The organism is Mesorhizobium sp. AA22 (assembly GCF_001672375.2).
Taxonomy (GTDB): Bacteria; Pseudomonadota; Alphaproteobacteria; order Rhizobiales; family Rhizobiaceae; genus Mesorhizobium; species Mesorhizobium wenxiniae.
This window is the reverse complement of sequence record NZ_CP048406.1, coordinates 3,247,544-3,270,630: the sequence shown is the minus strand read 5'-3', so window position 1 is coordinate 3,270,630 and position 23,087 is coordinate 3,247,544. Positions and strand designations below refer to the sequence as shown.

Annotated in this window: 24 protein-coding genes; 15 read left to right on the top strand and 9 right to left on the bottom strand. The window is 61.6% G+C overall.

Features of this window, described 5'->3' with window-relative positions:
- Positions 1-37 precede the first annotated feature (37 nt).
- Positions 38-1,612 (bottom strand): trimethylamine methyltransferase family protein, encoded by a 1,575-nt coding sequence (locus A9K68_RS15840; protein WP_065012245.1) that lies wholly within the window; start codon positions 1,610-1,612, stop codon positions 38-40.
- Positions 1,613-1,883: 271 nt separating this feature from the next.
- Here A9K68_RS15840 and A9K68_RS15835 point away from each other — a divergent pair, with 271 nt between their 5' ends.
- Positions 1,884-2,582: a B12-binding domain-containing protein gene (locus A9K68_RS15835; RefSeq protein WP_065012246.1), complete on the top strand. Its 699-nt coding sequence runs from the start codon at positions 1,884-1,886 to the stop codon at positions 2,580-2,582.
- Positions 2,583-3,725: 1,143 nt separating this feature from the next.
- On the opposite strand, the gene A9K68_RS15830 is transcribed toward A9K68_RS15835, so the two are convergent.
- Positions 3,726-3,890: a hypothetical protein gene (locus A9K68_RS15830; protein WP_156768590.1), complete on the bottom strand. Its 165-nt coding sequence runs from the start codon at positions 3,888-3,890 to the stop codon at positions 3,726-3,728.
- A gap of 85 nt (positions 3,891-3,975) precedes the next feature.
- Complete coding sequence (locus A9K68_RS15825; protein WP_156768591.1) at positions 3,976-4,164, bottom strand: hypothetical protein; 189 nt, start codon at positions 4,162-4,164, stop codon at positions 3,976-3,978.
- Positions 4,165-4,546: 382 nt separating this feature from the next.
- Here A9K68_RS15825 and A9K68_RS15820 point away from each other — a divergent pair, with 382 nt between their 5' ends.
- Entirely contained in the window at positions 4,547-4,765 is a 219-nt protein-coding gene (locus tag A9K68_RS15820) for a Flp family type IVb pilin (RefSeq protein WP_029351922.1), read from the top strand.
- Positions 4,766-5,073: 308 nt separating this feature from the next.
- Here the strand turns inward: A9K68_RS15820 and A9K68_RS15815 are convergent, their stop codons facing one another.
- Positions 5,074-5,289 (bottom strand): hypothetical protein, encoded by a 216-nt coding sequence (locus A9K68_RS15815; protein ID WP_065012348.1) that lies wholly within the window; start codon positions 5,287-5,289, stop codon positions 5,074-5,076.
- Positions 5,290-5,562: 273 nt separating this feature from the next.
- The gene (locus A9K68_RS15810; RefSeq protein WP_023798937.1) at positions 5,563-5,703 is read right to left on the bottom strand and encodes an entericidin A/B family lipoprotein; all 141 of its coding nucleotides are present in this window, start codon (positions 5,701-5,703) and stop codon (positions 5,563-5,565) included.
- Between the two features lie 64 nt (positions 5,704-5,767).
- Between A9K68_RS15810 and A9K68_RS15805 the strand changes: the two genes are divergently transcribed.
- The gene (locus A9K68_RS15805; RefSeq protein ID WP_065012247.1) at positions 5,768-6,397 is read left to right on the top strand and encodes a DUF1638 domain-containing protein; all 630 of its coding nucleotides are present in this window, start codon (positions 5,768-5,770) and stop codon (positions 6,395-6,397) included.
- 8 nt (positions 6,398-6,405) lie between these two features.
- Here A9K68_RS15805 and A9K68_RS15800 read toward each other — a convergent pair whose 3' ends face one another.
- Complete coding sequence (locus A9K68_RS15800) at positions 6,406-7,329, bottom strand: NAD(P)-dependent oxidoreductase (RefSeq protein WP_065012248.1); 924 nt, start codon at positions 7,327-7,329, stop codon at positions 6,406-6,408.
- Positions 7,330-7,452: 123 nt separating this feature from the next.
- Between A9K68_RS15800 and A9K68_RS15795 the strand changes: the two genes are divergently transcribed.
- The 9 genes from A9K68_RS15795 to A9K68_RS15755 all read left to right on the top strand — a co-directional run bounded on the left by A9K68_RS15795 (position 7,453) and on the right by A9K68_RS15755 (position 16,197).
- Positions 7,453-8,025, top strand: a complete 573-nt coding sequence (locus A9K68_RS15795) for a DUF4893 domain-containing protein (protein ID WP_065012249.1) — start codon at positions 7,453-7,455, stop codon at positions 8,023-8,025.
- A gap of 281 nt (positions 8,026-8,306) precedes the next feature.
- Positions 8,307-9,218, top strand: coding sequence for a fatty acid desaturase (locus tag A9K68_RS15790; RefSeq protein ID WP_246811387.1), 912 nt, complete (start codon positions 8,307-8,309; stop codon positions 9,216-9,218).
- A 242-nt stretch (positions 9,219-9,460) separates the two neighbouring features.
- Entirely contained in the window at positions 9,461-9,763 is a 303-nt protein-coding gene (locus tag A9K68_RS15785; protein ID WP_065012250.1) for a virulence factor, read from the top strand.
- The gene (locus A9K68_RS15780; RefSeq protein WP_065012251.1) at positions 9,756-10,355 is read left to right on the top strand and encodes a methylenetetrahydrofolate reductase C-terminal domain-containing protein; all 600 of its coding nucleotides are present in this window, start codon (positions 9,756-9,758) and stop codon (positions 10,353-10,355) included. Before A9K68_RS15785 ends, A9K68_RS15780 begins: the two co-directional genes overlap by 8 nt.
- Entirely contained in the window at positions 10,352-11,443 is a 1,092-nt protein-coding gene (locus A9K68_RS15775; RefSeq protein WP_029351936.1) for a methylenetetrahydrofolate reductase, read from the top strand. Before A9K68_RS15780 ends, A9K68_RS15775 begins: the two co-directional genes overlap by 4 nt.
- A 79-nt stretch (positions 11,444-11,522) precedes the next feature.
- A complete protein-coding gene (locus tag A9K68_RS15770) occupies positions 11,523-12,497 on the top strand; it encodes a methyltetrahydrofolate cobalamin methyltransferase (protein WP_065012252.1) in 975 nt (324 codons plus the stop codon).
- Complete coding sequence (locus tag A9K68_RS15765; protein ID WP_065012253.1) at positions 12,448-14,577, top strand: ASKHA domain-containing protein; 2,130 nt, start codon at positions 12,448-12,450, stop codon at positions 14,575-14,577. Before A9K68_RS15770 ends, A9K68_RS15765 begins: the two co-directional genes overlap by 50 nt.
- 194 nt (positions 14,578-14,771) lie before the next feature.
- On the top strand, positions 14,772-14,951 hold the full coding sequence (locus tag A9K68_RS15760) for a hypothetical protein (RefSeq protein WP_348640721.1): 180 nt from the start codon (positions 14,772-14,774) through the stop codon (positions 14,949-14,951).
- A 262-nt stretch (positions 14,952-15,213) separates the two neighbouring features.
- Positions 15,214-16,197, top strand: a complete 984-nt coding sequence (locus tag A9K68_RS15755; protein WP_065012254.1) for an alpha/beta hydrolase — start codon at positions 15,214-15,216, stop codon at positions 16,195-16,197.
- 1 nt (position 16,198) lies between these two features.
- Here A9K68_RS15755 and A9K68_RS15750 read toward each other — a convergent pair whose 3' ends face one another.
- Complete coding sequence (locus tag A9K68_RS15750) at positions 16,199-17,098, bottom strand: LysR substrate-binding domain-containing protein (protein ID WP_029351948.1); 900 nt, start codon at positions 17,096-17,098, stop codon at positions 16,199-16,201.
- A gap of 221 nt (positions 17,099-17,319) precedes the next feature.
- On the opposite strand from A9K68_RS15750, the gene A9K68_RS15745 reads away from it, so the two are divergent.
- From A9K68_RS15745 to A9K68_RS15735, 3 genes are all read left to right on the top strand, one after another.
- Positions 17,320-17,508, top strand: a complete 189-nt coding sequence (locus A9K68_RS15745) for a hypothetical protein (protein ID WP_065012351.1) — start codon at positions 17,320-17,322, stop codon at positions 17,506-17,508.
- A 323-nt stretch (positions 17,509-17,831) separates the two neighbouring features.
- Positions 17,832-17,978: a hypothetical protein gene (locus A9K68_RS15740; protein WP_163602974.1), complete on the top strand. Its 147-nt coding sequence runs from the start codon at positions 17,832-17,834 to the stop codon at positions 17,976-17,978.
- Positions 17,979-18,268: 290 nt separating this feature from the next.
- Entirely contained in the window at positions 18,269-19,270 is a 1,002-nt protein-coding gene (locus A9K68_RS15735) for a GlxA family transcriptional regulator (protein ID WP_029351952.1), read from the top strand.
- A 78-nt stretch (positions 19,271-19,348) separates the two neighbouring features.
- Here the strand turns inward: A9K68_RS15735 and A9K68_RS15730 are convergent, their stop codons facing one another.
- Together A9K68_RS15730 and A9K68_RS15725 are read right to left on the bottom strand one after the other, a co-directional pair.
- Positions 19,349-20,197, bottom strand: a complete 849-nt coding sequence (locus A9K68_RS15730) for a DUF1194 domain-containing protein (protein ID WP_065012255.1) — start codon at positions 20,195-20,197, stop codon at positions 19,349-19,351.
- Between the two features lie 217 nt (positions 20,198-20,414).
- A complete protein-coding gene (locus tag A9K68_RS15725) occupies positions 20,415-22,976 on the bottom strand; it encodes an FAD-dependent oxidoreductase (RefSeq protein WP_065012256.1) in 2,562 nt (853 codons plus the stop codon).
- Between the last annotated feature and the right edge of the window lie 111 nt (positions 22,977-23,087).

Sequence of the window (23,087 nt, the reverse complement as noted above, 5' to 3'; positions counted from 1 at the left end):
TGTTGGCGACTTTAGCCCCGCCTGACTCGGGCTCCTTTCAGGTGAAGGCGTCAGCCATCGACGCTTTCTTCGTGGCGATGAACTCTTTCAGCCCATCGTCGATACCCTGATCGAGATGCGGCGCCTCGTAGCTTTCCAGCCAGCGGCGGGCGAGTTCGTTGGCGCGCTGCGGTGCGGTTTTTTCGCCCTCGGCCAGCCACTGCTCGTAGGAATTGTTGTCGGCAATGTTGGAACGGTAGAAGGCGGTCTGGAAATTGGCCTGGGTGTGGTCACAGCCGAGATAGTGGCTGCCTGGGCCGACCTGGCGGATGGCGTCCATCGCCTGGCCGTTCTCCGACAGGTCGACGCCATCGGAGAATTTCTGCGTCATGCCGAGCTGGTCGATGTCCATCATGAATTTCTCGTAGCAGGAGGCGAGTCCGCCTTCGAGCCAGCCGGCCGAATGCAGCACGAAATTGGTGCCGGCGAGAATCGTTGAGTTCAGCGTGTTGGCGCTCTCATAGGCCGCCTGCGCGTCCGGTATCTTCGAAGCGCAGAGCGAGCCGCCGGTGCGGAACGGCAGGCCGAGCCGGCGGGCGAGCTGCGCCGCGCCATAGGAAACCAGCGACGGCTCCGGCGTGCCGAAGGTCGGCGCGCCCGACTGCATCGAAATCGACGAGGCAAAGGTGCCGAACAGCACCGGCGCGCCCGGCCGGATCAGCTGCGTGAACGACGCGCCGGCCAGCACTTCGGCCAGAACCTGGGTCAGCGTGCCGGCGACCGTCACCGGGCTCATTGCGCCGGCGAGAATGAACGGCGTGACGATGCAGGCCTGGTTGTGACGCGAATAGACTTTCAGCGCACCCAGCATGGTCTCGTCGAACACCATCGGCGAATTGGCGTTGATCAGGCTGGTTAGAACCGTGTTGTTTTCGACGAAATCGTCGCCGAACACGATCTTGGCCATCGCCACCGTGTCTTCGGCGCGCTCGGGCGCGGTGACCGAGCCCATAAACGGCTTGTCCGAATATTTGATGTGGCTGTAGATCATGTCCAGATGGCGCTTGTTGACCGGCACGTCGACTGGCTCGCACACCGTGCCGCCCGAATGATGGATCGACGGCGCCATATAGGCGAGCTTCACGAAATTCCGGAAATCCTCGATCGTCGCATAACGCCTGACGCCATCGAGGTCGCGCACGAAGGGCGGGCCGTAGACCGGCGCGAAGACGGTGGCGTTGCCGCCGATCTGCACCGAACGTTCGGCATTGCGGGCATGCTGGGTATAGACGGACGGCGCGGTTTTCAAAAGTGAGCGGCAGAGGCCCTTCGGGAAATGCACGCGCTCGCCTTTGACGTCGGCGCCGGCCTCTTTCCACAGCTGCAGCGCCTCCGCGTCGTCGCGAAAGATGATGCCGATCTCCTCGAGCACCGTGTCGGTGTTCTTCTCGATCAGCGCCAGCCCTTCCTCGTCCAGCACCTCATAGACGTTGATCCTGCGCTTGATGTAGGTGAGCTGGGTGCCGGGGCCGCCACCCGAGCGCGCCGCCCGTCGGGCAGCGGCACCACCGCTGGCGGCGCGTCCGCGCCGCGCGTTTGACGCTTCCTGGTCGACCGGCGCGTTCTCACTCATGATCGTTCTTCCCTGACTTTTGTTCTGGCCTGATTATTACGGCCGCATATCGCGGCTTCTGGCCGGATCGTAGCCATGCACCCTATTCGAAACGGCCCGCCAGCGCCAACGCCTGTCGCAAAATCGACAAGAATTCCAATAGATTTGCAGTCGCTTTCCTTTTGCGGGAAGTCGCAAATCAGCTATGGACGTACGCCTGTAGCGGGTTAGGTATTGGCGTGATATTTGAGGCCCCGCAATTGCATCTGTGCGGCAAGGAGCTGGATTAAAAATGGCCGACGACGAGATCATCCTTTCCGAGCTTTCCGACGACGAACTCGTGCAGCAGATGCACGACGACCTTTATGACGGGCTGAAGGAAGAGATCGAGGAAGGCACCAACATCCTGCTCGAGCGCGGCTGGGCGCCCTACAAGGTGCTGACCGAGGCACTGGTCGAAGGCATGCGCATCGTCGGCGAGGATTTTCGCGACGGCATCCTGTTCGTGCCGGAAGTGCTGTTGTCCGCCAACGCGATGAAGGCGGGAATGGCCATCCTGCGTCCGCTGCTTGCCGCCACCGGCGCGCCGAAGCAGGGCAAGATGGTGATCGGCACCGTCAAGGGCGACATCCACGACATCGGCAAGAACCTCGTCGGCATGATGATGGAGGGCGCCGGCTTCGACGTCATCGACCTCGGCATCAACAATGCGGTGGAAAAATATCTCGACGCCATCGAACAGCACCAGCCTGACATTATCGGCATGTCGGCGCTGCTGACGACGACCATGCCTTATATGAAGGTCGTCATCGACACGATGAAGGAAAAGGGCATCCGCGACGACTACGTCGTGCTGGTCGGCGGCGCGCCACTCAACGAGGAGTTCGGCAAAGCCGTCGGCGCCGACGCGTATTGCCGCGACGCGGCCGTGGCGGTCGAAACCGCCAAGGACTTCATGAAGCGCAAGCACAACGTCCGCGCGTCGGCCTGAGCTTTTTAGCCAATTTCCCGAGGGACTGGCGCGGTGCCCTCGGCGCCTTTGTCCCATTGACCTCGGCGGCAAGCTAGCCACTGGATTTCTCGATCGGCATAGGCATGCCGTCGGCAGGCGCCGGCCGGCTAGCTATTGGACGCACGGTGCTTCCGCGACCACGCCATGCCCACGGTCCCAACCTCTGTTAGCTTATTCGTGCGGCAGACCCCAACGCCGCCTGGCCGGCGCCCTACAAGGCAATCTATTCCCAACGCCCCCCAAAGCGGCGCCGGCCGTCCCTAATCTGGCGCATCGGACCGACAAGGAGAAGCCCGCGCTCCTCCTCCGAGCGGGGCCAATCGGGTCCGATCTGCAGTGGGGGCTAAGCGCCGGGATAGGCCCGGCTCCCGGCGAACGGACCCAATTGCCCGCTGGTTAGGCCCGGCGGCCCGCTGGTCACCCCCGATTGGCTGTCGGGCTGTTCTACCTGCCCCCGTTTGTGGCCAGACGTTCGACAAGCGGGACCTTGGCGAGGTGCTGCTCCTCGACCATGAGCCGCTGCCGACCGAACAATAGATTCCGTCAGCCTCTCGACATGGCGGCAAAATGCGGCTGCTCATCGTCCGCTGGCCTGCCGTTGAGCAGATTGAGCGCCCCCAATGTCCGGCATGAGGAACATACTGACGAACAGTGTTCGTTCGAATGATGCTATTCCGTTGCCTTGAACGCAAGTTTTGGTCAGCCAGCACAGCGCCTCCTCTTAAGCTCGCTGGTGGTCAAGGCCCAGCGGCCTCCAGCTGCCAGTCCCCCTCGCAACCAAGCCGCTGGGCCGGCCCCGCTAAAGCGAAGAGCGTTGTCCCGCACATTAGCAACATCTTGACCAAGCTCTAGCGCGCTCCAGACTCAAATTTCATGGCGCGGGGCATGGGGGTATTGGTGACGTGGAGGCGATCACCACTACAGTGCGAAAGCGGGTCCGCGAGAACCAGGCGGGTGGAGAAATACCGGCCCCAGAAGCGCAACAAGCCGCTGCGTGACTTGGTGGCCAGCATAGAGTCCAAGAGAACATCCGCAGCGCCTGGGCCGCCCTCAAACTGGTTCGCATAACTATTGAACAAACCCGCCCAGCCGGGATGTTGCCGAGCGAGGAAGCAGTTTGTGCTATTCGGTTCCGAGCCTGTCCATGAAGGCGAAGCCCTTGCCAAAGCCATCATTGAGACGGTTGAAAGGCTGGCCCGATGATTCGCCTTGAGTCAGTGCCGCGACAAGCAGCGAGCAATCGAGCTCCTCCGGAAACGAAACCTTCAGGTCACCCTGAGTTGCCATGCGAAGCGATTTCAATCTTGCCGTCTTTGCGGCGCGTTCGGCGCACTCGGCCTCAGCGATTACCTTCGCGGAGCGCCTAATTGTGCTATTTCCCAGCCAACACATCTATTCGATCCAGCAGAATTCCGATGCGCCGGTCATGCCCTGACTCTTTGAGATTGTCGCCGTTCATTGTGATGAAGTCGGCTTCGATCGGTGAGGTTAAAACCTGCACTCCCGCCATGAGGCGCGGGCGGATCGGCTTTAGAATAGCCGTTGGCTTGGCGCGCGCCACCTAAAGCCGACCTTGGCCGCGTCTGGACTCCAATCGGCAACAAACGCGTTGAAGGCGAGTCACGGGCTAAAAAATGCGGAAAGCAGTCGTCTCTCTGGGGGTGCTGACAGTTCTAGCGGCGGGGGCGATTGGCGGGTTGCTGATTACGTCGACCGCAGTTCTCTACCACGACGAAAAGGATCCAACGGACGGGTTCATCTGCCATTATTTCACGGGCGTTGGGACATTCACGACGCCAAGCTATGCGGTGACTGGCTGCCCGCAGTTTATCAGAATTGGGTTCTAGGGGGCTCTAGTCCCTCGTTCGAATGATGCTATTGCATTAGCTCCCGCGCATTTTGCTGGACCGACGTCGACACGTCGGGTCTAAAAGGGGAATTCCATGGACACACTCATGACGACGGCCCGGCAGTTTTGCCAAGACGATTCAGGCGCTGCCATGGTCGAATATTCGATCCTTGTCGGCATCATTGCCGCAGCAGCGATACTTGCGATCCTGGCGATTGGTGGCTGGGTCACCGGGCGTTTTACCGGCCTGTGCGCCGCGTTGGAAGCCTCGCCGCTCGGCACCTGCAACGAGGGAACGGGCGTCGGAACCTGACACGCTAAAACCCAGCGCTCTTACTGCCTGAGAAGGGTCGGCGTTCGTCGCGCCGGCCCCTTTTTACGAATTTCTGTACGACACCGCCACCCAGGCCTATACTCTGTTAGGTGTTTGTTGCATTAACGCCAGTTGCATGGCCGCAACCATTGCGCATGCTGCCAGCCACTCGACTGGCCTTCGGCATCCAGTGTCACGCCAAAGAACGACACCGTTAGTAAACGGCTTAACCTCGCCGGCTGCCGCGATGACAGCATCCGGCGCTAGCGGCTAGAGTGCTTATGGTAGGATCGGGCGGGTTGAAGCGCCTATTCTGATTCTTTCGCCTCTTCCTTTTTCAGGATCGGCGTTTCGGCAGTTGTCGGCGTATTCGCGACGCTTGCGACTTTGGTCTGCTGATCTACGCTTGCAGCTTTGGTTTGCTGATCTACGGAAGCCGTCGTTTTAGTGTGGCCAACACATTCCGCTGCGGCGCCGGACACCGAAAGGCCCAGAGCGGCGACAACTAAGAGAGCGGTCCTCATCCTATGGCTCCTAGCTTCGTTGTTGAGGGTACAGGGAAAGATTAACGGCATATCCCCCGCTCGAAAAGTCAACTTTTCGTGCCCGCCCCAACGAAAATAACTGCAATAGGCGGACACGACGTCCGCGCTTCGGCCTCGTCTGGGCGAATTCGGCATGGACCATAATCCGATCCGCGCCTTGCAGCACGACTTTCTCGTTCCCAGATGTTACAACGACTTAATACGCATCGCTTGAACTATCTTGAGAGCAATGCGCTTTGGCGAGACTGCGGATCAGGGGTTCTCGACCGTGTCCTCAACCGCGTTGGCTGTCGATTTGACGTCCCTGCCGACGCCACGGACGGTGTTGGCGCAGGCCGAAAGTGCCAGGGCGCAAGCGAGAATGGCGATCGGAGCAATGCGTAGCGGTTTCATGAATGGTATCTCCCTCAACAGATAGATTCGTGGGACAGCAACGAAAATCGGTTAGACTGGTTCCATGAGCATTGCGCGAAAGCTAAAACCAGATCAACGCGACAGGCTGCTTGTCATCGCCTGCGGGATGATTGCGCGCGAAGTTCTGGCCGTCAAGGAGCAGCTGGGGCTCGACCATCTCGACCTGACCTGCCTCCCGGCGGAATTCCATTTCTACCCGGACCGCATCGCGCCAGCCATGGACAAGGCAATCGAAAAGGGCAAGGCAGACGGCTACAGTAACATCTTCGTCGGCTACGCCGATTGCGGCACCGGCGGCCTGCTTGACCGTGTCTGCGAGAAGCATGGCGTCGAGCGCATGGCGGGGCCGCACTGCTTTGCCTTCTACCAGGGCATGGACTCCTATGCTAAGGTCGCCGACGACGACATGATGTCGTTCTACATGACCGATTTCCTGTGCCGGCAGTTCGACGCCTTCTTCATGAAGCCGCTCGGCCTCGACAGGCATCCGGAGCTGATCAAGGACTATTTCGGCAATTACGAGAAGCTGGTCTATATCGCCCAGACCGACGACCCGGAACTCGACAAGGTCGCCGAGAAGGCCGCAAGAATGCTCGGCCTGGCCTATGAGCGCCGCTCGACCGGCTATGGCGACCTGACGACGGAGCTGGCCAGCGCGGCGGCACAAGCCTGACGGTTCGGTCAGGCGGCCCCTTCGTCCGCTGCGAGCGCGGCAATCACATCGGCAAAGCTTGTCTTGCAGACGAAGCCCAGCCTGTCCCGCGCCCGCGAGGCGTCGTAGACACGGTCGATCGAGGAAAACATCGTCCAGCCCTTTCGCGCATAGAGCGCCGGAAATTCCGGAAAATAGTGCGCGACGACGGACGATGCGTTGGCAATCAATGCCTCGCAATCATCGGGCCGGAACGGCGTTGGCGCCGAGACGATGAAGATGTCGAAGCCCAGTCGTGGCGCCTTCTCCAGCGCCGCGACATGGGCCTCGGCGGCATCTTCCACGGTCAGCCGGCGGAACAACAGCTCATTGGCCTTGGTGTTGGCGTCCGACTGCTCGATCGCATGCGCCATGTCGTCTGCCTCAGGAAAGAACCGCGCAGTGCGCAGCACGATCACCGGCAGTCCGGACTGGGCGTGATAGAGGCGGCAAAGATGCTCGGCCGAAAGCTTGGTTACGCCGTAGATGTTGCGCGGCTCGGGCGACACGTCTTCCGTCAGCCAGGCGGCCTTGCGCGTACCGCCGGTCAAGCCTACGCGTATGGCTTTCGAGATCATCAGCGAGGTCGTCGACGTGAAGACGAAGCGCTGAACGCCTGATACCACCGCCGCGTCGAGCAGGTTGAGCGTGCCGCGCACATTCGTGTCGATGAAATCCTCATTACGTTGGTGTTCGATGTCAGGCTTGTGCAGCGCGCCGCTGTGGATGATCGCCTCGATGCGGTTTTCCCTGATCGTCCGCATGACCAGATCACGGTCGGCGACCGAGCCGATCACCTGGGTTTGCGCCGACGGGGCGGGATCGAGACCGATGACGCCATGGCCAAGAGCCCGCAGGCGCGGCGCTAGCGCGCTGCCCAGCCACCCTGACGATCCCGTAAGCAAGATCTGCATCGGCGAAACCACGATTTTTAAGCTGATCGCTGTTAAGCACGGATGACATGTCACCGCGAACGGGTAAGTTGTATGCCAAACGAGAAAACAGGCTGTTCCAGCTTTCGACCAGGAAACGCACCGATGATCGCTCGCCTCCTGATTGCCGCAGGCGTTGTCTGCTTCGCCCTGCCCGCGCTCGCCGATGGCGAGGTGCAGAAGCTGATCACGCCCGCCGACAAGGTGCGGCTCGGCAAATATGACGAGACGCGCAAGGCAGCCCTTGACGAAGCCAGGGCTGGCGACGCCGCCGATGTCAAGCAGCTCGACGCCTTGCTGGCAAAGCCGTTGGTCTCGTTTTCCGACAAGGACCTGACCGGCAACTGGCAGTGCCGTACGATCAAGGCCGGCGGGCTGAGCCCGCTCGTCATCTATGGCTGGTTCAAGTGCAAGGTGAGCGACGACGGTTCGGGCTGGATGCTGGAAAAAATCACCGGTTCGCAGCGCAGCAAGGGGCGTTTCTTCGACGACGGCGAAAAGCGCTCGATCTATCTCGGCTCCCTTTCTGTTAACGACGATCCTGCAAAACCCTATGGCGGCGGCCCGCAAAGCGATCAGGTCGGCTATACCTTTCGCAACAGCGCCAACGAATGGCGCATCGAGTTCCCGGCGCCCTATTACGAATCGAAGCTCGACATCCTTGAATTCAAGCGCTGAGCGCGCGATCCCTGGCTTGCGGCGGCTGCGGCAGGTGCGCGGCAAGCCTGAGGCAGGCGATATGATTTCAAGCTACGCGCTGCGGCAGGCGGCATTCTCACGCGATAGCATCGAGGCGGTCAGGGATGCGCAGCCGGCAAGCTTGCCATATCATATCCCGGGCCTGCCCTCGACACAGTGGTCATCCTACGATCTGGCTCTATTTCTGGACCGGCGTAAAACCTGCGTCTGTTACCGAGCGCCGATTTACCGGACGGCGCCCCGGCGATAAGCTTGCCGGTATGAGCGAAATCGACCACCGCACCATCATCGCCAGCCTTTCGGTCGAGGATCGTCGCGACCTCACCGCCAAACTGGACAGGCCCGGCATTGTCCGGCTGACCGTTCACGGCGGGCTGGTTGTCGTGCTGGGCGTGCTGATCGCCGCCCGGATTCCGTTCTGGCCCATTCTCATGCTGCCGCAGGGGGTCCTGATCGTCTTCTTCTTCACGCTGTTGCACGAGACCATCCACGAAACGGCCTTCAGGACGGCGTGGCTCAATCGGACCATCGCCACCGTGACCGGCTTCCTGATCCTGCTGCCGCCGGCCTGGTTCCGCTATTTCCATTTCGCGCACCACCGCCATACGCATGATCCGGACAACGACCCCGAACTGATGGCGCCGAAACCGGAGACCATAGTCCAGTACCTGCGTTATCTCTCCGGCGCCCCCTACTGGACCAGCATGGCGCGCGTGATCGTCGTCAACGCGGCCGGCCGCAACCGCGACGGCTTCGTGCCGGAAAAGGGCCGCGACAAGGTGATTTCGGAAGCACGCTTATTTCTGACCGCCTATGCGGTGCTGCTGATGATCTCACTGGCCGTGCAGTCGTCGCTGCTGCTGTGGGTTTGGATTGTGCCGGTGCTTGTCGGCCAGCCCTTCTTGCGGGCCTATTTGTTGGCCGAGCACGCGCTTTGCCCGCATGTCGCCAACATGCTCGAAAACACCCGCACCACCTTTACCACGCGGCTGGTGCGCTTCGTGGCGTGGAACATGCCGTACCACTCCGAGCACCATTCCTATCCGGCCGTTCCCTTTCACCGCCTGCCGCGTTTCCATCAGATCGTCGCCGAACACCTGCGAACAACCGAGCGAGGCTATATCCGCTTCCACAGGAAGCTTGTCGGTAGCTTCGATCGTCGCACCGGCTGACCCAAACCAAGCCAAATATCGAAAACTCTCACCTTTCCTTTTGCGGCCTCCAATTGCGTCGCTTTTGAATGCGCGCGCGTCGTCCCATAACAAGCAGCCCAACAGCGCTTCCGGCAATGCTCCGAACCACTGCATCGGCCCGAAGATCGGAACGATCTCCGGAAAAGTACGATGCAGCTGAGCCAAAGTAGTAGAGCGTCCTTTCCGATTGGACGCACGGCGCTCTACCGGAGTAGGAATTCATGGCCGATCTAATCGTCGTATACTGGCGCGACATCCCCGCCCAGGTCATCGTCAAGAAAGGCCGGCAGAACGCCAAGCGCGAATTGCCGCTGCGTTTCACCGAGGCGATCGACATGTGTGCGATGCGCACCGGCGCCGGCAGCACCGACGACTACCTGGCCGAATGGCGCAAGGCCGACCCCGTGCCGGTCAGCGATGATCTTGAAGGCGAGGCCGAAAAAGCCCTTCAGGACATCGACGCGAAATACGACCGCGAACGGCTGGTCGCTCTGGTTAAAGCGGGCGGGAAAGAAGATGTCTGAAACGACCCCGGCGATTACCCAGGCCACTCTGGTCAAGAAGGCAGCGCCGAAATCCGACTACAAGCCGGCCGACGTGTCGCCGCAGCGGCGCGTGCAGCGCTCCTTCGCAGTCAGGCTGTGGTCCGTCCGCCACTCGCGACTCCTCGAATGGTTCTACGCCAAGTTCTCCGACATGTTTTTGCTCCTCCATCCGCTGTGGAAGCGCATCGGTTACGGCCGCGTCGAAGGTCCGATCAAATTTGTCGAAAAACGCGTCAAGGGTTTTATGTTCGACTGCCGCATGTGCGGCCAGTGCATCCTTTCTTCTACCGGCATGTCGTGCCCGATGAATTGCCCCAAGCAATTGCGCAATGGCCCTTGCGGCGGTGTGCGCGCCAACGGCAATTGCGAGGTCGAGCCTGATATGCCGTGCGTTTGGGTCAAGGCCTGGGAAGGTTCACGCAACATGGTGCATGGCGACAAGATTCTCGACGTGCAGAAGCCGGTCGACCAGTCGCTGCGTGAGACCTCGGCATGGCTGCGAGTGACCGCACAGGCTGCCGCCGCCCGCGAAGCCTCGCGCAACACCTCTAACCCTGGAGCATCGGCATGATCGGCCGCCAGCGCGACGAGAACCCGGCCGGCATCCACCTGCCACTCGATCCCCTGCCCGGCCACACCTCGCGCGGCCGGCTGGAGCGTGTTCTGAGGCGCGGCGAGTTCGCGGTGACCACCGAACTCAACCCGCCCGACAGCGCCGATCCGGAGGACGTCTACAACCGCGCGAAAATCTTCGACGGCTGGGTCGACGCCATCAACGCCGTCGACGCGTCGGGCGCCAACTGCCACATGTCGTCGGTTGGCATCTGTGCGCTGCTGACCCGCATGGGCTATGCCCCGATCATGCAGATCGCCTGCCGCGACAGGAATCGCATCGCTATCCAGGGCGACGTGCTGGGCGGGGCGGCGATGGGCGTCGCCAACATGTTGTGCCTGACCGGCGACGGCGTGCAGGCCGGCGACCAGCCGGGCGCCAAGCCGGTGTTCGATCTCGACTGTATGTCGCTCCTGGAAACCTGCCGCATCATGCGCGACAACGGCAAGTTCCTGTCCGGCCGCAAGCTGACGACGCCGCCGCAGCTTTTCCTCGGCGCGGCGATCAACCCTTTCGCGCCGCCGATCGATTTCCGCCCCTACCGGCTGGGCAAGAAGATCGCCGCCGGCGCGCAATTCGTGCAGAGCCAGTACTGCTTCGACGTGCCGATGTTCCGCACCTACATGCAGCAGGTCCGCGATCTCGGTTTTACGGAAAAATGCTTCATCCTGTGCGGCGTCGGCCCGCTGGCCTCGGCCAAGACCGCCAAATGGATCCGGTCCAACGTGCCGGGCATTCATATCCCCGATTCGATCGTCAAGCGGCTGGAAGGCGCCCAGGATCAGAAGAAGGAAGGCAAGCAGCTCTGCATCGACATCATCAACGAGGTGAAGGAAATTCCTGGCGTCTCCGGCGTCCATGTTATGGCCTATCGCCAGGAGGAATACGTCGCCGAGATCGTCGATGAATCGGGCGTGCTGAAGGGCCGCCAGCCCTGGAAACGCGAGATCCGCCGCGACGACCAGCTCGTCGCCGACCGGCTCGACCACATATTGCACGACGAGATCACCGAAACCCAAGTGGATATGGTCAAGACCGCGCATTGATGGCGCGGACGACCACCATTCGCTTGATCGAAATCAGAAACGATATAAAGAAGTCTTTATATCACGAGGGAGAGACTTCATGACCCGGACGATCGTCGCCTCGGCGACACGAGAAATCATCATCGGCTTCGACCAGCCCTTCTGCGTGATCGGCGAACGCATCAATCCGACCGGGCGCAAGAAGCTCGCCGCCGAAATGATCGCGGGCAATTTCGACACCGTCATCAGGGACGCGCTGGAACAGGCGGCCTGCGGCGCGACCATGCTCGACGTCAATGCCGGCGTCACCGCCGTCGATCCCAACGCCACCGAGCCGGCGTTGCTGGTGCAGACGCTGGAGATCGTGCAGGGCCTGGTCGACCTGCCGCTGTCGATCGACAGTTCGGTGACCGCGGCGATCGAGGCGGCGCTCAAGGTCGCCAAGGGCCGGCCGCTGGTCAATTCCGTCACCGGTGAGGAAGAAAAGCTCGAGGCCATCCTGCCGCTGGTCAAGAAATACGATGTTCCGGTGGTTGCCATCTCCAATGACGAGACCGGCATTTCCATGGATCCGGACGTGCGCTTCGCCGTCGCCAAGAAGATCGTCGAGCGCTGCGCCGATTTCGGCATTCCGGCGCATGACGTGGTCGTCGACCCGCTGGTCATGCCGATCGGCGCGCTGGGCGACGCCGGCCGCCAGGTCTTTGCCCTCCTGCGCCGCCTGCGTGAAGAGCTCAAGGTCAACACCACCTGCGGCCTCTCAAACATCTCGTTCGGCCTGCCGCATCGCCACGGCATCAATGCCGCCTTCATCCCGATGGTGATCGGCGCCGGCATGACCTCGGCGATCATGAACCCGGTGCGGCCGCAGGAGATGGAGGCGGTGCGCGGCGCCAATGTGCTGAACGGCACCGACGAGAACTGCACCAACTGGATCAGGACATACAAGGACTACAAGGCGGCCGAAGGCGGCCAGGCGATCGCAGCGCCCACGCAAGTCAATACGCCGGGTGAAGGCAATGGCAATGGCGCCCGCCGGCGCGGCGGCCGTGAAGCCCGTATGGCCCGGGGATAAGCGCGCAATCGTGAACTCTCCTGCCAACATCACCGATCCGCTCGTGCTGTTCATGCCGTCCGGCAAGCGCGGGCGGTTTCCGGTCGGCACGCCGGTGCTCGATGCCGCACGCCAGCTCGGCGTCTATGTCGAGAGCGTGTGCGGCGGACGCGCCACTTGCGGGCGCTGCCAGGTCGAGGTGCAGGAAGGCAATTTCGCCAAGCATAAGATCGTCTCTTCCAACGACCACATCTCGCCCAAGGGTGCCAAGGAGGAGCGCTACGAACGCGTGCGCGGCCTTCCCGAACGACGCCGCCTGTCCTGCTCGGCGCAGATCCTCGGCGATCTCGTGGTCGACGTGCCGCAGGACACGGTCATCAACGCGCAGACCATCCGCAAGGACGCCGACACCAGGGTCATCGCCCGCGATTCGGCAATCCACATGTGCTATGTCGAGATCGAAGAGCCCGACATGCACAAGCCGCTAGGCGATCTCGATCGCCTGAAGATCGCGCTGATGAAGGACTGGGGACTCAAGAGCCTCGATTTCGACGTCCATCTGCTGCCGCAGGTGCAAGGCATCTTGCGCAAAGGCAACTGGACCGCGACCGCCGCCATCCACAAGGATGCCGAAAGTGAGACCGCGCGGGTCATCTCTTTGTGGCCCGGCCTCAAGAACGAGGCCTACGGGCTTGCCTGCGATATCGGCTCGACCACCATCGCCATGCATCTGGTCTCGCTGCTGTCGGGCCGCGTCGCCGCCTCGTCGGGCACGTCGAACCCGCAGATCCGCTTCGGCGAGGATCTGATGAGCCGCGTTTCCTATGTGATGATGAACCCGGACGGTCGCGAAGGCATGACGGTCGCGGTGCGCGAGGCGATCTCTGGTCTCGTCGATAAGGTTTGCGCGGAAGGCAACGTCCAGCGCAACGACATCCTGGATTCCGTCTTCGTCGGCAATCCGATCATGCACCATCTGTTCCTCGGCATCGACCCGACCGAGCTCGGCGGCGCGCCCTTCGCGCTGGCCGTCTCCGGCGCCGTGCACATCAAGGCGTCGGATATCGGCCTGAAGCTCAACCAGGGTGCCAGGCTCTACATGTTACCTTGCATCGCCGGCCATGTCGGCGCCGACGCGGCTGCGGTGACGCTGTCGGAAGGCCCGCACCGCCAGGACGAGATGATGCTGATCGTCGATGTCGGCACCAATGCCGAGATCGTGCTCGGCAATCGCCAGCGGGTCGTGGCGGCCTCCTCGCCCACCGGTCCGGCCTTTGAGGGCGCGGAAATCTCCGGCGGCCAGCGCGCCGCGCCGGGCGCCATCGAGCGCGTGCGCATCGATCCCGATACGCTAGAGCCGAAATACCGCGTCATCGGCTCGGAATTGTGGTCCGACGAGCCCGGCTTTCGCGACAGCGTCCAGGCAACCGGCGTCACTGGTATCTGCGGCTCCGGCATCATCGAGGTGGTCGCCGAAATGTATCTGGCCGGCATCATCTCCGAGGACGGCGTCGTCGATGGCGGGCTCTCCGCCCGCTCGCCGCGGGTCACCGCGAATGGCCGCACCTTCTCCTACGTGCTGAAGGAGGGCGAGCCCAGGATCACCATCACCCAGACCGACGTGCGCGCCATCCAACTCGCCAAGGCTGCGCTTTATGCCGGCATCAAGCTGTTGATGGAAAAGCAGCACACCGATCATGTCGACCGCATCCACTTCGCCGGCGCCTTCGGCTCCTTCATCGATCCGAAATACGCCATGGTGCTGGGACTGATCCCCGACTGCGATCTCGACAAGGTCTCGGCCGTCGGCAATGCCGCCGGTGCCGGCGCGCGCATGGCGCTTTTGAACCGCGGCTATCGCCGCGAGATCGAGGAAACGGTGAGCCGGATCGAGAAGATCGAGACCGCGCTGGAGCCGAAATTCCAGGAGCACTTCGTCTACGCCATGGCGCTGCCGAACAAGGTCGACCCGTTCCCGAAACTTTCGGCGGCGGTGAAACTGCCACCGCGCAAGACGGTCAGCGAAGACGGCATTGCCCGCGACGCCGCCCCCCGGCGGCGTTCGCGCGAAGGCCACGCGGCCCGGCGCGGCCGGGGGTAATATCCCGCCGGCGAAAGCAGCACTTCGCCCTCATTCTCGTTTGCATGCAAATGTTTCCGGACCAGCCCAAAATGAAACAAGGCGCTGTTTTCGTGAAATCCACCAGATACATGCGCGGCGCATTTAACCGGCATCGAACGGCAGGCAGGAAATAACTTCCAGCCGCCGCAGCACTCCAAGGGATGAAGATGTCGATGTTCGAAAGCCTCGGCCGCTTTGGTACGGCCATCAAGCATGCGCACAACAGGAACAAGTCCGTCCGGGCCCTGAAGAGCCTACCGCCCGAAATTCAGAGGGACATCGGCTGGCCAGTGTCGCCGCGCGAAGACCCACAGGTCACCTTCTCGGCCCTGCTTCTGGGTTCGGCGCGCTGATGACGTTCGCCGACAAATGCAAGCTGCTGGCCAAGCGCCGGAGCCGTCATATGGCTCCGGCGGCAAGCGACCCTCGGTTGCGCGCAGCACTGCTGCACCGGCGCTGAGCATTGCAGCGAGCCATGACTAGCTGCTGGCCTTGATTGCCAGCCAGATCACACCGCCGTGTTGTCTCAGCGCAAATCTTGACATTCTGGGCGAAGGCACGATCTTCGATAGCGGGGGTTCTCTTAGTCGGCTCAACCGAAGTCCGTGTGTCCGCATGCCCAGCCTCAAAAGCCACGTCGTTTCCTTTGTGCTCAGGTATAGCCGCAAGAAAGCCTTTTCCAGTCCGGAAAACCTGCAGCGCTGGATTGCCTATGCGCGCAAGACGGAGAACCATCAGCCGCCTGCCTTGCTCCGATCACGTTTCGACATCACGACGCGCAGCGTGGACGGCTTTCCCGTCTATGAAATCGCGCCAAAGGCTGGCGAGCGGAAGCGTATCCTCTACTTGCATGGCGGCGCCTACGTCTTTGAAATCACGCCGTATCATTGGCGGTTGATCGGCGATATGGCCCGTCGGTTGGGCTTCGGCATCACCGTGCCGATCTACCCGATTGCTCCCGAACACGATTTCCACTCCATGTTCGGCATGGTCGGCAAGGTCTACCGGCAGATGCTCGATGAGACGGAAGCGCAGGACATCGTCTTTATGGGCGATTCCGCCGGCGGCAACATGGCCGTGGTGCTGACCATGATGGCAGCGGAAGACGCCCTGCCCTTGCCGTCACGCCATGTGTTGATTTCGCCCGGCCTCGACGTGTCGCTCGCCAACCCGGAAGTGTTCGAGGCGGAACGCTACGATCCGTGGCTGGGAATTCCGGGCGGGCTGGAGGCGGTCCGGCTCTACAGTGCCGGCATAAATCCCAGCGACTGGCGCATCAGCCCGCTTTACGGTGACCTCTCGGTGTTGCCGAAAACGCTGCTTCTGACCGGTTCGCGCGACATGCTGACCCCCGACAACCTGATCTTCGCGCAAAAGGCCCGTGCCGCCGGTGTCGAAATTGAGGTTGTTCTCGAGCAAGGCATGTTCCATGCATGGCCGCTCATCGACATGCCCGAGGCGCGGCGTGCGCGCGATAGCATCGTGGCGTTTTTGACCAGCGAAACCGAGAGCTATCACGCCAAAGCCGACAAATTGTCACTGCAAAAGACAGATCGCGTCGTCACCGCTCACAACCTGGCGACGCCGTTGAGGTCCTGAATCAAAATTTCCCGGTTTCCCTGAACACTTCGAAGGTCGCACGGATGTGGTCGGCGACCGCCTTCACCGGCGCGCTGGCGTCCGGCGCCACGACCATGGCCAGATTGTAGGTGCCGATATCGGGCATGCCGTCCTTCGGGCAAAGCTCAACCATGTCGCTGCCGAGGAACGATTTCGGCAGCGGCGCTACCGCGAGGTCGGACATGATTGCAGCGCGCTGGCCGGCCGTATGCGCGCTCATATAGGCCACGCGATAGTTGCGGCCTTCGCGGCCGAGCGCTTCGAGCGCCCCGGCCCGCCAGGCACAGCCCTCTTCCCACAATGACACCGGCAACGGTTCGCGCAGATGCGCACAGCCGCCCTTGGCGCCGGCCCAGACGATCGGTTCGGTGAGCAGCACTTCGGCGCCGAGCGCGCTGGTCTTATAGGAATTGGTGAGCAGCGTGATGTCGAGCGCCCGGTCGTCCATGCGCCGGCGCAGATTGCTGCTCTGGTCGATGGTGACATCGACTGCGATAGAGGGATGCGACTGCGCAAAACGCTTCAAGACATGTGGCAGCACGCGCTCGCCATAATCGTCCGGCGAGCCGAGCCGCACCACCCCGACAATGTCGGGGATGATGAATTTCGACACCACCTCGCGGTTGATAGACAACAGCCGGCGGGCGTAGCCGAGCAGCATCTCGCCATCCGTGGTCAGCGTCACCGAGCGCGCGTCGCGCGCAAACACGGAGCGGCCGAGAATGTCCTCAAGTTTCTTGATCTGCATGGAGACGGCCGACGGCGTGCGGAAGACGGCATTGGCCGCGGTTGTGAAACTGCCGGTCTCGGCGATTGCCACGAAGGTGCGCAAGACGTCGAGATCAAGCAGCGGCAACGGATGATTGAGTGGGGCGTTCATGGGAAGCAGCCTTCAATTTTTCTGATGCAAACTATCATTCCATTTCGTTTGATTGAACATCACTTTGGTGGGATAGTCAACTCCATCGAAGGCAGATGTATCGAAAGCGGCCTTGAACGCCCACGACATCGATCTGCAATCGACACGAAATGAAGCTGAAACAAACCGGGTGTAGCGAGCGATCGGCAAGCTCCCGACCCAATGCAAAAAGGAGAATGAAAATGTCCATCCTGTCATCCATCGGCCGCATCGCGACCGAATTCAGCGCGGCTCGCGCCCGCTACCAGACCGAACGCGCCATCCGCTCTCTGCCGATCGAACTGCAGAAGGATATCGGCTGGCCTGAAGCCACCGACACCAAGACCGGCACTCGCTATGGCGTTGGATCCTGGGCTGGCGGAGCAAAATAGATCGTGTGTATTCAATGCTGAAGGCCTGTCGCGCAGATCATGCCCGGCAGGCCTTTTTGTTTGCAGTCAAATGTTTTTTGGAGCCATGTCGCCGCTGCATGGCGCATATGAACGGGCTGCATAGCAGCTCACATTTCGAACTAACGCCTTGTAAGCGATCATAAATATTGGGCGGAATGCCCAAATTTGTCGCATTCGGTGTCGCTTTTCCTATCAAGTGCTTCGCTTTTGCGATTTAGTTTCCCCTCACGTAAGCCTATATCAGCGCCAGCCAACGAGCTGCCCCACTCCATCAAGCGAAGGCGACCCGTCTGAGCAACCGAATGGAGATGATGATGAAGCTTTTTGCCCGCCTTTTTTCTCGCCGTGAAATGAACCTGACGACCGCGCTCGAGCGCCAGCGCCTTGCCAACACCATGCCCGGCCAGACCGGCGCCGTGGCCGCCGCACGCCTCGGCTTCGTCGCCTGATCTGACAAGCTCGCAAGCGGCGCTATCTGCTGCTGCTTCGAAGTTGATCACAGCGCCGCTTCGGTTCTGCCGAGGCGGCGCGTTTTGTATGTGCCGACCACATGCCGCATATTTGCTCAAACCGGCGGCATGCTGGGACCGTCGACGCATAGCGATTGCCCATTTGCGACCCATGTCGCAAATAAAGTCTGTCTTTCGCCGCCTAGCCAATTGACAGGAAAGGTTTTTCCTGATGTCGCTATGCTGATCGCGACATCCTGTTCGCGCCATTGCAGCGTGAGGGTTATCCTGTGAACGTCGTAAATCATCCGATCAGGCGGTCGTTTGTATTCTTCCTGGTCCCCGATTTCACCATGATCGCCTTTGCAACGGCGCTCGATCCGTTGCGCTCGGCCAACCGGATGCTCGGCTACGAGGCCTATCGTTGGCGGCTCGCCAGCATCGACGGCAAGCCGGTGCGCGCCTCGAACGGCGTCGAATGCGCCGTCAACACCTCGCTGGAGGACGAACGCAAGAAGATGTCCGGCCCCGAACGGCCGAACATGGCGGTCGTTTGCAGCGGCATCAATGTCGAGCGCTACCAGAACAGATCGGCCTTCGCCTGGCTGCGCGAGGAATACAACCGCGGCGTCGCCATCGGCGGCTTGTGTACTGGCGCACATATACTGGCCGCCGCCGGCCTGTTGTCCAACAAGCGCTGCGCCATTCATTGGGAGAACCTGCCGGGTTTTTCCGAGGCGTTCCCGAAGGCCAATGTCTTTGCCGACCTCTTCGAGATTGACCAGAACATCTACACCTGCGCCGGCGGCACCGCGGCGCTCGATATGATGCTGAAGCTGATCGGCGACGATTTCGACGACAACCTCGTCAACCGGGTCTGCGAGCAGGTTTTGACCGACCGCGTACGCAGCCCGACCGATCGCCAGCGCCTGCCGCTGCGTGCGCGCCTTGGCGTGCAGAATTCCAAAGTGCTGACCATCATCGAATTGATGGAAGCAAACCTGTCCGAGCCGCTGTCGCTGATCGAGATTGCCGATCATGTCGACTTGTCGCGCCGCCAGATAGAGCGCCTGTTCCGCACCGAAATGGGACGATCCCCTGCCCGCTACTATCTGGAAATCCGCCTCGACCGGGCCCGGCACTTGCTGATCCAATCATCGATGCCGGTGGTCGAAGTGGCGGTCGCTTGCGGGTTCGTCTCCGCCTCGCATTTCTCCAAATGCTACCGCGAGCTCTATGCGCGCTCGCCGCAGCAGGAGCGCGTCGATCGCAAGCAGTTGCTGGTCGCGTAAAAAAGGCAACACCTGGATGGTGTAGACGCCATTGCCTCCCGGAGTGGAGTGTTCGCCAAGTCTAGAACGTCCAGTGCTCTAGCGGCTGTCGAACATCCAGCTTCGGTCGCGCCACATTTTCTCGCCGACCTGACAGTCGGTGGCCGGCTTGTCTTGCGCCAGTATCACTGGCGGATGCGCCGCTTCGTCCGCCGCCCATTGCGGTGAGGCAGGCCCGGCAAGCTCGAGCACCAGCTTGCGGCGGATCGCTTCGGGAAACTGCGTCCACTCATTGACCGGGATCATGAACGCGCCGGGCCCACCGATGACGCAGTCGGTGTAGTAGCGGTCGAGATAGTTCACGTCGTAGACACTGGTGAAGCCGCTCCGAGTCATCAGCGGCAGGCCGTTGATGGTGATGCCTTGCTTCACCAGCTCGTCACGGATGATGTCGACGGGAGCACCTTGATTGTTGGGGCCATCGCCTGAAATGTCGATGACGCGCTTGACGCCCTGAAAGCCGCTTTCGGCGAAGAGATCGCTGCCGAATTGCAAGGCACCGGAAATCGAGGTGCGCCGTGCGCTGTTGGGCGCATGGGCGGCGAGCTGTTCGACCACCCGCTCGGCGTCGGCACGATTGGCGATCACCGTCCACGGCACGATGACGTGCTGCCAGGTCGTGCCGGCCCATTCGACATAGGTGACGGCAATCTTGCCATAGGCGCCATCGGCTATCGCCTGCAGTACCGTGTCGTGCGTCAGCGCCGCGACATAACCGCGACGCTGAATTTCGAGCTCCGCCGGTGACATCGACAGCGAAACGTCAACCGCCAGCACCAGTTCGATATCGACGGGTTCGGCGGCGCGGGATTCCGGCGCCAGCCCCAGCATCAGCGCCAGTGCAGCGGCGCCTGAAAGGAGATGTCTTGCGTGGGGAAAAGCAGACATTGCAGCAAGGTAAGCGATAATCGTCGCGCCACAAAGCGAAAAGCCCAGCGCCGGGCTAATGCATGTCGCCAAAAGTGTGCAGCGGTTTGGGGTAATGACATGCATATAAAACAATAACTTAAAGCGCGTCGCATGACTCCCCCTCAGACGCGACGCGCTTTAAGGCTTTGCGTTCACATTTTTGCGAGTCCGCCCCTCGCCATCTATTGTGGGAGGCTCAGCTGCGTGGATTGAGGTTCTCCGGGTCGTAGAGCGGCCTGTGGCCGACGGCGGCCACTTCGACCGGGTATGTCTCGCCGAAATATTCGACGTTCAGCTTGCGGCCTTCCTGGCAATACGCCCAGGGCAGATAGGCGAGCGCGATGTTCTTGCCGATGGTCGGGCCATAGGCGATCGAGGTCGTGAACGACCGGCGGCCGAGTTCGTCGACCAGCGTCTCACCCGTTTGCGGGTCCATCACCGGCATCGTGCCGACCGGATAACGGGCTACGCCCCTGGAATCGACATTGTCCGTTATGACGAGCGTGCAAAGCATGGCCGGCTGATGCGCGCGGGCGCGATACTCCAGATGCTTTGCCTTGCCGCTGAAATCAGCCTCCTTGACCTTCGGACGGGCAAGATCGGCCTCCAGCAGATTGTACTCGGTCAAAAGATCCGCGTTCTGCAGGCGCAGGCTCTTCTCCATGCGGCGGCTGTTGGCATAGGTCTCGACGCCAAAAGCCATCACGCCGGTCGAACGCAACGCGTCCCATACGGCCAGCCCGTCTTCATATCGCATGTGCAGTTCCCAGCCCTGCTCACCGACATAGGAGATGCGGAAAGCGGTCACGTCCTTGCCGCCGATCTTGACGGGCTTGATCGCTGCAAAGGCAAAGTTCTCCGGCGTCAGCCCGTCCGGGTCCTCGACGACCTTCTGCAAGGTTGAGCGCGCGTTCGGACCCCAGATGCCGACGGTCACGTAGTTCTCGGTCACATCGGTGATGGTGACGTCGAACCCTTTGTCTTCTGCCGTCCGCTGCATGTAGTGGAAGTCCCGCGGGCCGGCATCGGCACCGTCGATGACGCGGCACCGGTCGGCCATGCGGATGACGGTCAGGTCGGCGCGCACCATGCCTTCATCGTCGAGGAAATGCGTGTAGATGCCTTTGCCGATATTGCCGTCGCCGCCGATCTTGGCCGCGCACAGCCATTCCATCAGCGCGACATGATCCGGCCCTGCCACGTCGTACATCGCGAAATGCGATAGATTTACGATGCCGCAATCCTCGCTCATGGCGAGATGCTCGGCATTGGAGACGCGCCAGAAATGGCGGTTGTCCCACTCGTTTTCGCGCACCGGCACCCGGTTGCCGTATTTCTCGAGCAGGTGCTCGTTGGCGGCATAGCCATGGGCGCGCTCCCAGCCGCCGAGCTCCATGAAATAGCCGCCGAGTTCCTTCTCGCGCTCCCAGAAAGGCGAGCGGCGCACGTTGCGAGCCTTGGAGAAGGGCTCGCGCGGATGGACGGCGGGATTGTAGACCTTCATCGCCGTTTCGGTGCAGCGGTCCCAGATGAACTGCTCTTGCGTCTGGTGCGGATAGAAGCGCGAATAGTCGATGGCGTGGTGGTCGATCGACGTCCGGCCGTCCGTCATCCAGTCGGCGATAAGCTTGCCCATGCCGGGGCCGTCCTTGACCCATATTGCGACGGCATACCAGAGGCCCCGCACCTTCTGGCTCTCGCCCATAGAGGGGCCGCCGTCTGACGTCACCTGCAGAAGCCCGTTGAAGGAATGGCTCTCATTATAACCCAGTTCGCCCAGGATCGGCGTCAGTTCCATGGCGCGCTCGAGCGGTGCCAGGATCTGTTCCATGTCGAGGTCGCGTTGCGAGGGCGAAAGACGGGCCTGGTGTTTCTCCAGAAGGTCGCGCGGATGGCAAAGGCGCGGATTGGTCTCCTCGTAATAGCCCCATTCGATCTGCCCGCCTTCGGCGGTCTTGGGGTCGCCGGTGTCGCGCATATAGGCCGAGTTGCCCTGGTCGCGCAGCAGCGGCCAGCCGATCTCCTTGCCGGTGCCGGCGAATTCGGTGTAGGGCCCGAAGAAGGTAAGCGGATGGTCGATCGGCATCACCGGCAGGTCCTCGCCCACCATTTCCGCGATCAACCGGCCCCAAATACCCGCGCACACAATCACGTAGTCGGCCTCGATTGTGCCACGGTCGGTCACCACGCCCTTGATACGCCCGTTCTCGACGACGAGCGACTTGGCCGGCGTGTTAGCGAAGGATTTGAGCTTGCCGGAGGCTACCGCATGATCGACCAGCTTGCCGGCGACCGTTTGCGAGCGCGGGATGACGAGACCGGCATCGGGATCCCACAGGCCGCCCTGCACCTTCTCTTCTTCGATCAGCGGGAATTTCTGCTTGATCTCGGCCGGATCGATCAGGCGGGCACGCGTGCCGAAGGCCTTTGCCGATGCGATCTTGCGCTTGATCTCCTCCATGCGATCGTCGTCGCCGACGCGAGCGACCTCAAGGCCGCCGATGCGGGCGTAATGGCCCATCTTCTCGTAGAAATCGATGGAATAGAGCGTCGTCCAGCAAGACAGGAAGTCATGGCTAGTCGTGTAGCAGAAGTCGGAGGCGTGCGCCGTCGAGCCGATGTCGGTCGGGATGCCTGATTTGTCGATGCCGACGATGTCGTCCCATCCGCGCTCGATCAGGTGATGGGCGACCGATGCGCCGACAATGCCGCCCAGCCCGACGATGACGACCTTCGCCTTTTCCGGAAACCCTGCCATGCCCGCGACTCCAAAAGTGCTGTTGCGGGCGCCGGCGCCCGCTGACCGGCGCACAATATGCAGACGACGGCCATCGCGCTACCGCCTGTTTGCGACACGCCACAGGTGCGG

Bases quoted from the DNA above. Each gene is read 5' to 3' on its own strand.
- A9K68_RS15840 (WP_065012245.1), bottom strand. From the start codon at position 1,612: ATGAGTGAGAACGCGCCGGTCGACCAGGAAGCGTCAAACGCGCGGCGC.
- A9K68_RS15835 (WP_065012246.1), top strand. From the start codon at position 1,884: ATGGCCGACGACGAGATCATCCTTTCCGAGCTTTCCGACGACGAACTC.
- A9K68_RS15830 (WP_156768590.1), bottom strand. From the start codon at position 3,890: ATGGCAACTCAGGGTGACCTGAAGGTTTCGTTTCCGGAGGAGCTCGAT.
- A9K68_RS15820 (WP_029351922.1), top strand. From the start codon at position 4,547: ATGGACACACTCATGACGACGGCCCGGCAGTTTTGCCAAGACGATTCA.
- A9K68_RS15815 (WP_065012348.1), bottom strand. From the start codon at position 5,289: ATGAGGACCGCTCTCTTAGTTGTCGCCGCTCTGGGCCTTTCGGTGTCC.
- A9K68_RS15810 (WP_023798937.1), bottom strand. From the start codon at position 5,703: ATGAAACCGCTACGCATTGCTCCGATCGCCATTCTCGCTTGCGCCCTG.
- A9K68_RS15805 (WP_065012247.1), top strand. From the start codon at position 5,768: ATGAGCATTGCGCGAAAGCTAAAACCAGATCAACGCGACAGGCTGCTT.
- A9K68_RS15800 (WP_065012248.1), bottom strand. From the start codon at position 7,329: ATGCAGATCTTGCTTACGGGATCGTCAGGGTGGCTGGGCAGCGCGCTA.
- A9K68_RS15795 (WP_065012249.1), top strand. From the start codon at position 7,453: ATGATCGCTCGCCTCCTGATTGCCGCAGGCGTTGTCTGCTTCGCCCTG.
- A9K68_RS15790 (WP_246811387.1), top strand. From the start codon at position 8,307: ATGAGCGAAATCGACCACCGCACCATCATCGCCAGCCTTTCGGTCGAG.
- A9K68_RS15785 (WP_065012250.1), top strand. From the start codon at position 9,461: ATGGCCGATCTAATCGTCGTATACTGGCGCGACATCCCCGCCCAGGTC.
- A9K68_RS15780 (WP_065012251.1), top strand. From the start codon at position 9,756: ATGTCTGAAACGACCCCGGCGATTACCCAGGCCACTCTGGTCAAGAAG.
- A9K68_RS15775 (WP_029351936.1), top strand. From the start codon at position 10,352: ATGATCGGCCGCCAGCGCGACGAGAACCCGGCCGGCATCCACCTGCCA.
- A9K68_RS15770 (WP_065012252.1), top strand. From the start codon at position 11,523: ATGACCCGGACGATCGTCGCCTCGGCGACACGAGAAATCATCATCGGC.
- A9K68_RS15765 (WP_065012253.1), top strand. From the start codon at position 12,448: ATGGCGCCCGCCGGCGCGGCGGCCGTGAAGCCCGTATGGCCCGGGGAT.
- A9K68_RS15760 (WP_348640721.1), top strand. From the start codon at position 14,772: ATGTTCGAAAGCCTCGGCCGCTTTGGTACGGCCATCAAGCATGCGCAC.
- A9K68_RS15755 (WP_065012254.1), top strand. From the start codon at position 15,214: ATGCCCAGCCTCAAAAGCCACGTCGTTTCCTTTGTGCTCAGGTATAGC.
- A9K68_RS15750 (WP_029351948.1), bottom strand. From the start codon at position 17,098: ATGAACGCCCCACTCAATCATCCGTTGCCGCTGCTTGATCTCGACGTC.
- A9K68_RS15745 (WP_065012351.1), top strand. From the start codon at position 17,320: ATGTCCATCCTGTCATCCATCGGCCGCATCGCGACCGAATTCAGCGCG.
- A9K68_RS15740 (WP_163602974.1), top strand. From the start codon at position 17,832: ATGGAGATGATGATGAAGCTTTTTGCCCGCCTTTTTTCTCGCCGTGAA.
- A9K68_RS15730 (WP_065012255.1), bottom strand. From the start codon at position 20,197: ATGTCTGCTTTTCCCCACGCAAGACATCTCCTTTCAGGCGCCGCTGCA.
- A9K68_RS15725 (WP_065012256.1), bottom strand. From the start codon at position 22,976: ATGGCAGGGTTTCCGGAAAAGGCGAAGGTCGTCATCGTCGGGCTGGGC.